Raw genomic sequence first — 12815 nt, 5'->3', positions numbered from 1 at the left:
ACTATATCGGGTATGCATCGATGACATCGCGTACCCGCGCGAGCACGGCCTGCAACTCGTCCAAGGGTACGGAACCCAGACCCAGCCGCAGCGCCTGCGGTGCGTGGCGGGTGGTCGCGTAGGCTTCCGCCTTTGACACCGCTATCTGCCTTTCGGCCAGCGCCATAACGATGCGGTCCGCGCGCAGGTCGGGTGGCAGGCGCAGCCATACGAACAGCGCGTTGGGGTGGGCGGTCATGTCCATGCCCGCGAACACCTTGCGAGCGACGGCCTGGCGCAGCCGTGCCCCATGGCGATGCTCGGATTCCAGTCGCTTCACCGTCCCGTCCTGCATCCATCGCGTGGCCATGGCGGTGACCAGGCTGGGCAGGCTCCAGTAGCTGGCACGGATCTGCGCCTTGATGCGCATCGCCATCGATGGCGGCGCGACCACGTAGCCGAAGCGCAGGCCGCTGGCCAGGCTTTTCGACAGACTGGAGACGTAGACGGTGCGCTCGGGGGCTAGCGTCACCAGCGAAGGCGGCGCGTTGCCGGCGAGATAGGCGTAGGCGGCGTCCTCGACGATCAGGCAGTCGTGCCGCCTGGCGATCTCCACCAGCCGTGCGCGCTGGCGCGCGGTCAATACCCAGCCCAGCGGATTGTGCAGTGTCGGCATGGCGTAGATCGCGCGTACGGGATGGCGGCGGCACAGCGCGTCCAGGGCCTGCGGGTCCGGACCCTCGGCCGCGCCCGGCGGTGACGCCGGGACGGGCTTCAGCACCAGTTCGTGCGCTTCGGCCAGCATCTTGAATCCGGGATACGTCAGGGCGTCGACGGCGACCATGTCATGCGCGCGCAGCAATGCGCGCACGGCGATATCCAGTCCCTGCTGCGCACCGTTGACCAGGAAAACGCATTGCGGGTCCGCGCGGATGCCGCGTTCCCTGGCCAGGAAGTCGGCCACGATCTGCCGCTCGTGGCGCCGGCCCCCGGGCGGTTGCTGGTGCATCAGCGCGGCCAGGTCGCCGCTGCCCGCCAGCTCGCGCAACATGCCGCGCAACAAGTCGGCCTGGCCCGGCCAGGTCGGGTGATTGAAGGACAGGTCGGTGGCGGCGGCGCTCAGCCGGGCTTCGTCGCCTGGGTCCCAGTCCCGCTCCCGCGGCCGGTCGCGCACGAAGGTGCCTCGTCCCGTTTCGCCTATGACCAGGCCCATGTCCTTGAGCCGCGCGTAGACCTTGCTGGCCGAGGCGATGGCCACGCCATGGCGGGCGGCGAGTTCCCGGTGCGTGGGCAGCGCCGCACCTGGCGCCAGCCTGCCGTTCCGGATGTCGGCCGCCAGTTTCTCGATGATGGGCGAGAGGGGGGAAGGGCGCATGCAATGTATCTAGGACAATTTTTTGATTGTTCCAATTTAGGCGATTAGCCTGCGCGTAGGAAGAGGAACACGCCTTCATGACTACAGCCGCCATACAACTGCCCGTATTGGAATACCTGCAACGCCAGCTCGACGGCACGCTGCCGGACGGCGCGACGACGCATATGCGCTATCCCACCGCGATCTCGCGGTTGCTGGGCCTGCGTATCGTCGCCATCGGCGTAGCCACGGCAACCCTGGAACTGGATGCGGACGCCACCCGCCACGGCAATCAGCAGGGCACCGTCCACGGAGGGTTGCTGTGCGAACTGGCCGACGCGGCCATCGGCACGGCGCATTCGACACTGATGGATCCGGGTGAGAGCTTCACCAGCATCGATCTGAAGGCGACCTTTCTTCGCCCGGTATGGCAGGCTCGCCTGGTGGCGGAGGCCTGGACGGAGCACCGGGGCAGGACGATCAGCCATTACCGCTGCGATATCCGGCGGGACGACGGCAAGACCGTGGCAAGCATCGCCAGCGCCGTCATGACGCTGAACGGAGATCGTGCCCAGGGCCGGTGATACCGTGGGCGCGGGTGCGTCGGTCAGCCTGGCACCGTGAACCGTCCATCCGGGTACTGTTCGCAAATGAAGTCGACGAAGGCCCGTACTTTCGGGCTCTGCAGGCGCCGGGACGTGTGCAAGGCCCAAAGCTCGACGTCGTCGCCCGTGATTCCCCATGACACCAGCTGGCCGCTTTCCAGCATGCCGCCAATGATGGATTCGGGCAGCATGGCGATGCCCGCGCCGGCGGCGATCGCATCGCGGACCGTCAGCAGGGAAGACAGCCGCAAGACCGGTTGAGGCGCGACGCTGAGCTGCCCGTTGCGCAGCGTCCATACTTCTCCGTCGCGGTGGCTGGTCATGACGACTGCCGGAACGGGCAGGGCTGGCGCGCCGCGGCTCCTGGGCTTGCGGATGGATGGCGCGGCGGCCAGCACCAGCCTGTCTCTGGCGAAGCAGCGTCCGACCAGGGTGCTGTCCTTGCCGGGATTGGCGCGGACGGCCACGTCGAAATGATCGTCGACCAGATCGACGAAGCGGTCTTCGGCGACGGCTTCGACCTGCACGTCGGGGTATAGCGCGACAAATCGGGCGGCGAGCCGTCCCAGCGCCACTTGCGAGAACAGGATGGGCGCGGCGATGCGCAGCCGGCCGCGCGGCGTTGCCAGTCCTTCGCGCGCCGCGGCCGCCGCTTCCGCGACTTCATGCATCGGTCCTTCCGTCCGGGCCAGCAGCATCTGTCCGGCCTCGGTCAGCTCCAGGCTGCGGGCGCCGCGTTCGATGAGCCGGATACCCAGCGAGTCTTCGAGATCGCCGACGCGCCGCGATAGCGTGGCCTTGGACCGGCCGCTGGCGCGGCTGGCCCGGCCGAAGCCGCCATGGGCGGCGACCAATTGGAAATCCGCCAGGGCGTTCAGATCCATGTGTGTCTCGTTTTTGATACGGGCTGTCTATATTTTATGGTCTTTGTTTTGATTCTGAAACTGCCTATCGTGTGACCTATGCGATACGGAAGTCGCCAACCTGACGACTACCCCCTATCGACTTTCCAAATGGAGCCAATCATGAGCATTCTCGTCACTGGTGCGTCCGGCACCGTAGGTTCACAAATCGTCCGGCGTCTCGCCACGAGCGGAGTGGAGGTGAAAGCGCTGGTCCGTACGCCAGGGAAGGCCGCCCTGCCTCCGGGTACACAGGAAGTGGTAGGCGACATGAGCAGTGTCAAGGCAATGCGTGCGGCCTTGTCTTCCGTGCGCACCCTGTTCGTGCTGAACGCGGTGGCCGCCGACGAGGTCACCCAGGCGCTGGTCACCTTGAACCTGGCCAGGGATGCGGGCATCGAGCGCATCGTGTATCTGTCGGTCATCCACGCCGATCTCTATACCAATGTGCCGCATTTCACGGGCAAGCATACGGTCGAACGGATGATCGAAACGCTCAATCTGCCTGCCACCGTCCTGCGGCCGGCCTATTTCATGCAGAACGACGAGCGCATCAGGTCCGTCGTTGAAAGCTACGGCGTCTATCCGATGCCGATCGGCAAGGCAGGCGTGAGCATGGTGGATGTGCGCGACATCGCCGATGTGGCGGCGGCCGAGCTGCTGGCGCGGCACCATGCGCCCGTCGCGCTGCCGGCCCGTACATTGGAGGTCGTGGGGCCGGAGGCCCTGACCGGGCAAACCGCCGCGCAGGCGTGGAGCGAGGCTTTGCACCGTGATGTCCAATACGGGGGCGATGACGTCGATGGCTTCGAACAGCAGATGGCGGCCTACGGGCCTGATTGGCTGGCCTACGACATGCGGCTGATGATGGACCGCATCCAGCATCACGGCATGCACGCTGGCGCGGGAGCAGTCCAGAGCCTGGAAAAGCTGCTTGGGCGTCCCTTGCGCACCTATCGCGACTTTGTCCGGGAGACGCTGGTCGACAAACCGTGAGCGCCGGGTCGGCACGATGCCGGTCCCGACTCCGGTTAACCTTGGACCAGCATCGACCGACCGGCGTCCCTTGCGCCGATCACAACCACGGAGAGGGCCATGTCACAGCAGAATAAAGCAGTCCTGCAGAATGCCAACGCAGCAATCACCGTCGGCGACATCGAAGGATTCCTGTCGTTCTGCGTCGACGACATAATCTGGACGACGGTGGGGGGCGAGAGCTTGCACGGCAAAGAGGCGGTCCGGCAATCGATGCTGAAGGAGTACGCGGAGCCGCCCAAATTCACCGTTTCGCATCTGATCGCGGAAGGCGACCACGTGGTGGCGCTAGGCACCATCGTTTCCAGGGGCAGCGACGGCCGGCTGGTCAATAACCGCTACTCCGACGTCTGGCGCTTTCGCGATGGCCGGATGGCCGAGCTGAATGCATTCGTCATCGAATCGAACTAGCAAGGACACGTCTTATGAACGCCGAGGTCGAAGCCTTGCTGCGCGACGCCGCGCAGCGGGCGATTGCGTACGTCGGGGCGGTGCGCGACCGGCCTGTGGCCGTATCGGCCGAGGCATTGCAAGGCCTGGAGGCCTTCAGGCACCCGCTTCCCGAAACGGGTGTCGATGCGCGCGAGGTCCTGCGGCTACTTGATGAAAGCGGCTCGCCCGCGACGGTCGCGACCGCCGGCGGACGCTTCTTCGGCCTGGTGGTCGGCGGCGCGCTGCCGGCCACGGTGGCGGCGAACTGGCTCGCGACCGCATGGGACCAGAATGCCTGCTTTCGGCACACATCGCCGGTCGCCGCGACGCTGGAAGACGTGTCCTTGCAATGGATGGCCCGGATGTTCGGCCTGCCCGCGGATGTTGGTGGCGCATTCGTTACCGGCGCATCGATGGCGAATTTCGCCGCGCTGGCGGCGGCCCGCCATGCGCTGTTGTCGCGACTGGGCTGGGACGTGGAAGCTCAGGGGCTCTACGGCGCGCCGGAGATACGCGTCATCGTCAGTGAAGAGACGCACGTCACGGTGGGCAAGGCCCTGGCGCTGCTGGGCCTGGGCCGCCAGCGGGTCACCGTCGTGCCCACGGATCGCCACGGGCGCATGCAGGTCAGCCGATTGCCGGCGCTGGACGACCGCACCATCGTATGCATCCAGGCGGGCAATGTGAACACCGGCGCCTTCGATCCGGCCGATGAGGTCTGCCGTATGGCCCGGCAGGCCGGCGCCTGGGTACACGTGGACGGCGCCTTCGGCCTTTGGGCACTGGCCAGCGACAAGTTCGACACCAGGACACAGGGAATCGCACTAGCCGACTCCTGGGCGACCGATGGTCATAAATGGCTCAACGTGCCTTATGACAGCGGCATCGTGCTGGTGCGCGATGCCGCGGCGCTGCGCGCGGCCATGTCGCTGAATGCCGCATACCTGGCGCAAGACGGCGCGGAACAGCGGGAGCCATCCCACTACACGCCGGAATCGTCCCGGCGCGCTCGCGGGGTGGAGATTTGGGCGGCGCTGCTGCATCTAGGCAGGCAGGGCGTGGCGGGGCTGGTGGAGCGCACATGCGGCTACGCCAGGGTGTTCGCACAGGGCCTGCAAGCGGCCGGTTTCGAGGTGCTGAACGAGGTCGCGCTCAACCAGGTGCTGGTCAGCTTCGGCTCGCCCGCGGTCACGGCAGCGGTGATCGAAAGACTGCAGGAGGAGGGCATATGCTGGTGCGGCGGCACGGTCTGGCAGGGCCGTACCGCGATGCGCATCAGTGTCTCCAGCTGGGCGACCACCGAGGCCGATGTCCAGGCCAGCCTGCAAGCCATGGTGCGTGCGGCGAAAAAAACCGTTGACGGACGTACCTACTAGTTGGTAGTCTACGGCCATGGTCACTCAGAACAGCACCTTCGACGAAATTCTGCGTTGCGCCCGCGCCCTTATCATCGCGGGCGGGTACAACGGCTTCAGCTATGCCGACATTTCAGAAGTCGTAGGCATACGCAAGGCCAGCATTCACCATCATTTTCCCAGCAAGGTCGATCTGGTCCGCACGTTGTTGCAGCGCTATCACGAAGAAGCCGAAGCCGGTATCGCCGCGATGCAGCAGCACCATCCCGATCCCGTCGATCAGTTGCGGGCGTATACGGGCTATTGGGCCGCATGCATCGGGGATCCCACCAGCGCCTTCTGCGTGTGCGCGTTGCTTGCGACGCAAATGCCGGTGTTGCCGCCGGAGATCGCCGTGGAAGTACGCGGGCATTTCCGATTGCTGGCCGGATGGCTGACCTCCGCCCTGGAACAGGGCGCGCAGCAGGGCAAGCTGGCGTTGCGCGGTAGCGCGCAGTCAGAGGCCGAAGGTTTCCTGGCGGCGGTACACGGCGCCATGCTTTCGGCCCGCGCCTATGGCGATACGAAGGTGTTCAGGGTCGTTACCGACCCTCTCATAGAAAGGCTGACGGCCGGGCTTGCGGCCGAAGCGCCCACCAAGGCTTCCTCTGCCACGCAGAAGAAGCAAGCAGGTTCGAACAGGCGGTAGAAGCCGCCCACGTCGTCTGGCTCTGGCGGGGCGCGCCGTCCGAGCCTGTTTTTTCGCGCCAGATAACTACCTACTAGTAGGTATAAGGAGTCAGCATGTTCAAGCAATTCGTACGCGGCCTGCTCACCGCCGCCGTCGTCAGCCTGCCGCTCACGGCCGGCATCGCTTCGCCCGCATACGCACAGAACGCCAAGCCGGAACCGGTGCGCGTCCGTGGCGATATCGTCGACTTCAGCGGACAGGCCTTGAAGGTCAAGACGCGGGAAGGCCAGACCGTGGACATCGCGCTTGCGCAGGGATGGATGGTGTCGAGCGTCGCCCGCGCGGCCATTACCGATATCAAGCCGGGCGATTATGTGGGCATTGCTTCCTTGCCGAACAAGGACGGCGGCGATGGCGCGCTGGAAGTCCTGATCTTCCCGCCCGCCCTGAAGGGTACCGCCGAAGGCAGCTACGGCTGGGACTTGAAGCCCAACAGCACCATGACCAACGCCACGGTCGCGGATGCCGTCAAGGGCGTGAACGGACGCACCGTCACGGTCTCCTATCACGGCAAGGAGAAGAAGATCGCCATTCCGGAAGGCACGCCCGTCGTGACGTTCGCGCCCGCTACCCAGGCCGACCTGAAGCCGGGCGCGGTTGTCTTCGTATCCGCCACCAAGGCCGCCGATGGCGCACTCAGCGCGCAGCGCGTGGTGGTGGGCACCAACGGCGTCGTCCCGCCGATGTAAGCCATGAACAGGGATAAGCGAGCTTCCCAGCCCATGCCGCGCGAGCGAACCGTGCTCGTCCGGCGGCATTCCGTGGCCACGCGCCTGACGCATTGGCTGAACGTGTTGTGCCTGGGCTTTCTGCTTTTGAGCGGACTGCAGATATTCAATGCCTACCCCCAGCTGCATTGGGGCCAGTATGGCGCCGACGACGATCCGGCTTTCCTGAAAATCGGGTCGACCGACGACGGCGGCACGCCGCACGGCTTCCTGAAGATCGGCAGCCTGTCCGTGTCCACGACCGGTGTCCTGGGCGTCTCGAAGGTGGATGGAGAATTGGCGTCGCGCGCTTTTCCCGCCTGGCTCACGCTGCCGTCGTACCAGGACCTGGCCCTTGGACGGCGCTGGCATTTCTTCTTCGCCTGGGCTTTCTTTCTCAACGGCCTGGTCTACCTAGCCTGGGGCGTCCTTAGCGGTCATTTTCGCCGTGACCTGGCGCCCAACCGGCATGAGCTGGCGCCCCGGCATCTTTGGCGGGAGATCATCGACCATGCCCGCCTGCGCTTCCCGTCCGGTGAGGCAGCCAAGCGCTACAACGCGCTGCAGAAGCTGACCTACATCGTCGTGATCGGTGGTCTGCTGCCCTTGATGGTGCTGACGGGTCTGACGATGTCGCCGGGTGTGGACGCGGTATTTCCGATACTGCTGGACATCTTCGGTGGCCGCCAATCCGCCCGGGCGCTGCACTTTATCTCGGCATCGCTGATCGTCCTGTTCGTCGTCGTGCATGTGGCCATGGTCGTCCTGTCGGGACTGTGGAACAACATGCGTTCGATGATCACGGGCCGCTATGCCATTCGCCAGCAGGAGCCAGACGCATGAACAAGCTGACACGCCGCCGCTTTCTGTTCGGCGGCACGCTGGGCGCCGGCGCGCTCGTCCTGAGCGGTTGTGACGCCGCGGTACAGGACGATGGTGTCGCGGGCCTCATCCGTTCCGCCGAGCAGCTGACAATGAAAACGCAGCGTCTGCTGCAAGGACGCCACGCGCTCGCCCGCGAGTTCTCGGAAGCCGATATCTCGCCGTCGTTCCGCGTGAACGGCACGAGCGCGCCGGACAGCGGGGAGTATGCGCGGCTGCTGGAAGGCAACTTCGCCGATTGGCGCCTGAAGATCGACGGTCTCGTGGAGCGCCCGCAGGAGTATTCGCTGGCGGACCTGCGCAAGATGCCGGCCCGCAGCCAGATCACGCGCCACGACTGCGTCGAAGGCTGGAGCGCGATCGCCAAGTGGACGGGTGTTCCGCTCGCGACCGTCCTGGCACCGGCGGGACTGAAGCCGAACGCGCGCTACGCCGTTTTCCATTGCGCGGATGAATTGGAGAAGACGCTGGATGGCAGCGGGCGCTATTACGAAAGCATAGACCTTATCGATGCGTATCACCCGCAGACGATATTGGCCTATGCCATGAACGACCAGGATCTGATGGTGGGACATGGCGCGCCGCTGCGTCTCAGGGTCGAGCGGCAGCTGGGCTACAAGCAGGCCAAATACATCACGCGGATCGAGATCGTGGACAGCTATGCCGGCTTGTGGGGCGGCAATGGCGGTTATTGGGAAGACCGGGGCTACGAGTGGTACGCCGGAATCTGATGAAAGGAAATGAGATGACTGACATGCAAATGGGCTATACCGGCCCCAGCCAGGAACAATGGCTGAAGACCTATTACTTCATTCGCGCCGTGGTATCGGCGGTGTGGGTGGCTGCCGCGTTCACCGTGGGGCAGCAGTCTCCGGGAATCGCAGCAGTGCTGCTGGTCCTGTATCCGGCCTGGGACGCCCTGGCGAACTACTTCGATGCGGCGCGCAGCGGCGGCCTGGGCAGGAACCGCACGCAGGCCATCAACGTCGCCGTCAGCGTGGTGACGACGATCGCGGTCTTCGTCGCGTTGCAGATGACGACGAACTCGGTGCTGGCGGTGTTCGGCGTATGGGCCATACTGGCCGGTTTGCTGCAACTGGGCACCGCTGTGCGGCGCTGGAAGCGCAGCGGGGCGCAATGGGCGATGGTCCTGAGCGGCGCGCAGTCGGCGCTTGCCGGCACCTTGTTCATCCTGCAGTCGCGCACGCCTACGCTGGCGTCGATGTCGATCACCCGGGTCGCCGGCTACGCCGGCGTGGGCGCGGTGTATTTCCTGGTGTCGGCGATATGGCTGTTCGTCAGCCTGCGCCGCAGGGCCGCCCAGGCCGTTTGATGCGTTTGCCAGGGCGGCCGCGCGTGGAGGCTCAAAGCTGCGCTTCGATGGCGGCCTTGTCGATGACGGAGCGCACGTCGAAAATCCGGCCGTCCCGGAATTCGTAGAAGGCGTGCTCGCGGAACGACACTCGCCGCCCGTTCACCGGAAGCCCCATGAACACGGCTTTCGGCGTAACGTCGAAGCGCAGCCTGCACGCGACGCGTGGCGGGTCGACCAGCAGCCTCTCGATGTGGAAGCGCAAGTCCGGTATCTGTTCGAGGTCTTTTTCGAGCATGGCGCGATAGCCGGACAGGCCCAGCGGCCGGCCATTGTGCCAGACGTCGTCATGGACGTAGCGCCCCAGGCTGGTCCAGTCCTGCCGGTTCAGGCAGGCGATGTAATCGGTATAGCGTGCTTCCAGTTCGGTCTTCGTCATGCGACGCTCTCCCGGGCCTGGGCGTCGCCGAAGAAGTCGAGCAGCGCCGCCGTGGCGGCCGCGGGCTGTTCTTCCGGGATGAAGTGGCCGCAGTGGGTGATGAGCACGCCTCGCACGTCGTCGGCATAGGCGCGCAGCGGACCGGCCATGTCGGGAATGGAGCCTTGGTCGGCGCTGACCGCGAGCAGCGGAATTTGCAATCGGCCCTTGCTGTTCAGTTCGCGGTTCTGCCGCGCGGACAGGTGCGCGGCGCGGTAGTAGGCCAGGCCGGCGCGCAACCCGCCTTCCTTGGTGAATAGGCGCAGGTATTCGGCCATGTCGGCTTCAGTGAAGCTTTGCGGGTTCGCAGCCTTGCGCCGCAGGAACCAGTCCAGGTAGATCTCCTCCTTGCCCGTGATCAGCGATTCGGGCAGGTCCGGCACCGCATGGAAGGCGAAGTGCCAGGTGCGCCAGGCGCGATCCGGCGCCGCGGGCAGGGCGTCGGGCAAGGTGATCCCCGGAATGCCGGCGTCGAACAGGGCGAGCCGACGGACCTCGTCGCCGAACAGCATGGCGTAGGGGTAGGCGACCCATGCGCCGACATCGTGCGCGGCCAGATGGTAGTGACGCAGGCCCAAGACGGCGAGCAGGCCATGCAGGCGCTCGGCCAGGGTCCTGGTGTCGTAGCCTTCCAGCGGCCGGTCGGAATCGCCCTGGCCGGGCAGGTCAGGCGCGATCACGTGATAGCGTTCGGCCAGGGCCGGAATGACTTTGCGCCAGGCGTACCAGCTCTGTGGATAGCCGGCGACCAGGACCACTGTGTCCCGCTCGCGATCCCCCGCTTCGACGTAGTGCATGCGGATGCCTTCCACGGTTTGGAAGCGATGGCTGTAACCCTCGAACCGGGGATCCGGCAAGGAGGCCGGCCCGCAGTCCAGGACGCGGGCGGAGGCGGAAGCAGTCGTATTCATGATGGAACTCCTGGTGGTTGGCCTAGCAGCCGCATGGCTTCGTCCGCCGCGCGGCGCATTTCCTTGGCTGTGCGCCCGGACTTGCCGATGACGCGGAATCCCTGCAGGACGGCGAGCAACACGCTGCTCATGGCGGAAACGGATATGTCGGCCGCGATCGAGCCGTCGCGCTGTCCTTCCCGCAGCAATGTCCGCAGCAGGTCCTGGATGCGCCGCAGGCTGGCTTCGATGCGGGCGGCGACGTCCGCATCGAAGGTGGACAGGACCGTGGCGCTGCCGACGACCAGGCAGCCCAGCCGGCCTTGTTCGCCCTGTGACGAGTCCGCGTAGAAAAGCAGTACTGCCCGGATCTTTTCGCGGGCGTCGGGCTGGAGATCCAGCCTGCGCCACAGATCCTGGCCGCGCTCGTCGACATAGCGATCGAAGGCGGCCAGGAACAGGCCGCGCTTGTCCTGGAACGCCTTGTAGATGCTGCCGGCGGTAAGGCCCGTCGCATCGCTGAGGTCGGTAATGGAGGTCGCGTGATAGCCCCGCTCGCGGAAAATCCGCATGGCGCCGTCCAGGACGGCGGCCATGTCGAATTCCCTGGGGCGGCCCGGCGAACGTGCTGGGTTGGGCGGGATGGATGCCGATATCATCCGCGCATTATAGGAAATGATCGTTTCCTAATAAAGGGGCAATAATCTGGGAGTCGATTCTGTCCCTTCATCGTGCATTGCTCTGCCTTATGAAAATTTCCGAAAGCCTCGCGTTGGCATCTTCCCCAACCCTCGTCGGTTGCGCCGGCTGGTCGCTATCGTCGCAGGACCAGGGCACCTTCGCTTCGGAAGGTAGCCACCTCGAACGCTACGCACGTGTCTTTCCCTGCGTGGAAATCAATTCTTCCTTCTATCGCTCGCATCAGGCGCAGACCTACGCTCGGTGGGCGGACAGTGTTCCGGACGCCTTCCGCTTCAGCGTGAAATTGCCCCGGACCATCACCCACGATGCGCGCCTGCAGCGGTGCGAAGGATTGTTGCGTGCGTTCCTGGACGAGGTCGCGGCGCTGGAAAAGAAGCTGGGCTGCATCCTGATCCAGCTGCCGCCCAGCCTTGCGCTGGAAGCGCGGCAGGCCGGGCGCTTCCTGTCCGTGCTGCGCAGGCACACATCCGTGCCGGTCGCGTGCGAGCCGCGTCATCCCAGCTGGTTCACGCCGCGTGGCGCCGATCTGTTGCGGGGCGCCCAAGTGGCCTGCGTGCGGGCGCATCCATCGCCGGTGCCCGGCGCCGACCCGGTGGGCGATCCGTCCTTGTTCTATATACGGCTGCACGGGGCGCCGGATATGTATTACTCGGCGTACGACGAGACGTTCATCCAGGCGGTCGCGGCGCGTGTGGACGAGGCGCGCGCGCAGCACAGGCTTGTTTGGTGCATCTTCGACAATACCGCGCGCGGCGCGGCGATTCCGAATGCCCTGGCGCTCATGCGGTCGCTTTCGACGCGTCCCAGGCCGACATGATGCGGCTGACGGCTGCATCCATGACGGCGTGCCGCACGCCATCGCGCGCCAACGTGGACAGGCCCGTCAGGAAGGCGTCGAACACCGTCGCCAGGCCGCGCACGTCGGTATCGGACCGGAGCTCGCCGCTGTCCACGCCGCGTTGCACGCAGGCGGCGATACCGGCCCGGGTTCGCGCGCGCGAACGCGTCAGCGGCGCGGTGACCTCCGCATTTTCCGGCGATGTCGCGCTCATGGCGCCCAGGCCGGCCATGCATCCCTTGGGATGGCCGCGTTCGCACTGCATTCTGGCGGAACGGCGCAACGCGGTTTCAATGGCGTCGCGCGGAGGCAGGCTGTCGTCCCAGAGGCATTCGGTCACCTGGGCATAGGTCGCCAGGTAGCGCCGCGCGCATTCCTGGAACAGCGCTTCCTTGGAGCCGAAGGCGGCGTAGAAGCTGGGCGCCGAAATGCCCTTGCCCATGCCCGCCTTCAACTGGGCCAACGAGGTGGATTCGTAGCCATGTTCCCAGAAGATATGCATCGCCTGCTCGACCGCCTGGTCACGATCGAAGGTGCGGGGGCGTCCCATGATCGCCATGTCTTTATCCTCTCATTACCGTACTTATTATAGCAAACGGTATATAAGTCATTGA

Annotated in this window: 16 protein-coding genes; 10 read left to right on the top strand and 6 right to left on the bottom strand. The window is 65.5% G+C overall.

Annotated features, from left to right (window positions below; genetic code table 11):
* Position 1: 1 nt before the first annotated feature.
* A complete protein-coding gene (locus CAL12_RS16560; RefSeq protein WP_086065643.1) occupies positions 2 to 1354 on the bottom strand; it encodes an aminotransferase-like domain-containing protein in 1353 nt (450 codons plus the stop codon).
* 77 nt (positions 1355 to 1431) lie between these two features.
* Here CAL12_RS16560 and CAL12_RS16555 point away from each other — a divergent pair, with 77 nt between their 5' ends.
* Positions 1432 to 1917, top strand: coding sequence for a PaaI family thioesterase (locus tag CAL12_RS16555; RefSeq protein ID WP_086065642.1), 486 nt, complete (start codon positions 1432 to 1434; stop codon positions 1915 to 1917).
* Positions 1918 to 1940: 23 nt separating this feature from the next.
* On the opposite strand, the gene CAL12_RS16550 is transcribed toward CAL12_RS16555, so the two are convergent.
* A complete protein-coding gene (locus CAL12_RS16550) occupies positions 1941 to 2822 on the bottom strand; it encodes a LysR family transcriptional regulator (RefSeq protein WP_086065641.1) in 882 nt (293 codons plus the stop codon).
* A gap of 141 nt (positions 2823 to 2963) precedes the next feature.
* Between CAL12_RS16550 and CAL12_RS16545 the strand changes: the two genes are divergently transcribed.
* From CAL12_RS16545 to CAL12_RS16510, 8 genes are all read left to right on the top strand, one after another.
* Entirely contained in the window at positions 2964 to 3836 is an 873-nt protein-coding gene (locus CAL12_RS16545) for an SDR family oxidoreductase (RefSeq protein ID WP_086065640.1), read from the top strand.
* A gap of 99 nt (positions 3837 to 3935) precedes the next feature.
* The gene (locus tag CAL12_RS16540) at positions 3936 to 4286 is read left to right on the top strand and encodes a nuclear transport factor 2 family protein (protein WP_086065639.1); all 351 of its coding nucleotides are present in this window, start codon (positions 3936 to 3938) and stop codon (positions 4284 to 4286) included.
* Positions 4287 to 4300: 14 nt separating this feature from the next.
* A complete protein-coding gene (locus tag CAL12_RS16535) occupies positions 4301 to 5683 on the top strand; it encodes a pyridoxal phosphate-dependent decarboxylase family protein (protein ID WP_086065638.1) in 1383 nt (460 codons plus the stop codon).
* A gap of 16 nt (positions 5684 to 5699) precedes the next feature.
* Positions 5700 to 6350, top strand: a complete 651-nt coding sequence (locus CAL12_RS16530; RefSeq protein ID WP_086065637.1) for a TetR/AcrR family transcriptional regulator — start codon at positions 5700 to 5702, stop codon at positions 6348 to 6350.
* A 95-nt stretch (positions 6351 to 6445) separates the two neighbouring features.
* Positions 6446 to 7081 (top strand): hypothetical protein, encoded by a 636-nt coding sequence (locus tag CAL12_RS16525; protein ID WP_198298257.1) that lies wholly within the window; start codon positions 6446 to 6448, stop codon positions 7079 to 7081.
* Positions 7082 to 7084: 3 nt separating this feature from the next.
* On the top strand, positions 7085 to 7942 hold the full coding sequence (locus CAL12_RS16520; RefSeq protein ID WP_232464545.1) for a cytochrome b/b6 domain-containing protein: 858 nt from the start codon (positions 7085 to 7087) through the stop codon (positions 7940 to 7942).
* Positions 7939 to 8712: a molybdopterin-binding protein gene (locus CAL12_RS16515; protein WP_086065635.1), complete on the top strand. Its 774-nt coding sequence runs from the start codon at positions 7939 to 7941 to the stop codon at positions 8710 to 8712. Before CAL12_RS16520 ends, CAL12_RS16515 begins: the two co-directional genes overlap by 4 nt.
* Before the next feature lie 14 nt (positions 8713 to 8726).
* Positions 8727 to 9314: a DUF308 domain-containing protein gene (locus CAL12_RS16510; RefSeq protein WP_198298256.1), complete on the top strand. Its 588-nt coding sequence runs from the start codon at positions 8727 to 8729 to the stop codon at positions 9312 to 9314.
* Between the two features lie 31 nt (positions 9315 to 9345).
* Here CAL12_RS16510 and CAL12_RS16505 read toward each other — a convergent pair whose 3' ends face one another.
* From CAL12_RS16505 to CAL12_RS16495, 3 genes are read right to left on the bottom strand one after another with little or no spacing between them, the layout of a single operon-like run.
* A complete protein-coding gene (locus CAL12_RS16505) occupies positions 9346 to 9732 on the bottom strand; it encodes an ester cyclase (RefSeq protein WP_086065634.1) in 387 nt (128 codons plus the stop codon).
* Positions 9729 to 10682 (bottom strand): alpha/beta fold hydrolase, encoded by a 954-nt coding sequence (locus CAL12_RS16500; protein ID WP_232464544.1) that lies wholly within the window; start codon positions 10680 to 10682, stop codon positions 9729 to 9731. Before CAL12_RS16500 ends, CAL12_RS16505 begins: the two co-directional genes overlap by 4 nt.
* On the bottom strand, positions 10679 to 11257 hold the full coding sequence (locus tag CAL12_RS16495) for a TetR/AcrR family transcriptional regulator (RefSeq protein ID WP_086067935.1): 579 nt from the start codon (positions 11255 to 11257) through the stop codon (positions 10679 to 10681). Before CAL12_RS16495 ends, CAL12_RS16500 begins: the two co-directional genes overlap by 4 nt.
* 152 nt (positions 11258 to 11409) lie before the next feature.
* On the opposite strand from CAL12_RS16495, the gene CAL12_RS16490 reads away from it, so the two are divergent.
* The gene (locus CAL12_RS16490; RefSeq protein ID WP_086065633.1) at positions 11410 to 12180 is read left to right on the top strand and encodes a DUF72 domain-containing protein; all 771 of its coding nucleotides are present in this window, start codon (positions 11410 to 11412) and stop codon (positions 12178 to 12180) included.
* Here CAL12_RS16490 and CAL12_RS16485 read toward each other — a convergent pair.
* Positions 12143 to 12760 (bottom strand): TetR/AcrR family transcriptional regulator, encoded by a 618-nt coding sequence (locus CAL12_RS16485; protein ID WP_086065632.1) that lies wholly within the window; start codon positions 12758 to 12760, stop codon positions 12143 to 12145. The two genes, CAL12_RS16490 and CAL12_RS16485, sit on opposite strands and share 38 nt — an antisense overlap.
* Between the last annotated feature and the right edge of the window lie 55 nt (positions 12761 to 12815).

Origin of the sequence: Bordetella genomosp. 8, assembly GCF_002119685.1 — a bacterium.
In the GTDB taxonomy this organism is placed as follows: domain Bacteria; phylum Pseudomonadota; class Gammaproteobacteria; order Burkholderiales; family Burkholderiaceae_B; genus Bordetella_C.
Note: the sequence above shows the minus strand (reverse complement) of the source record. Positions and strands in the feature narration are given on the sequence as shown.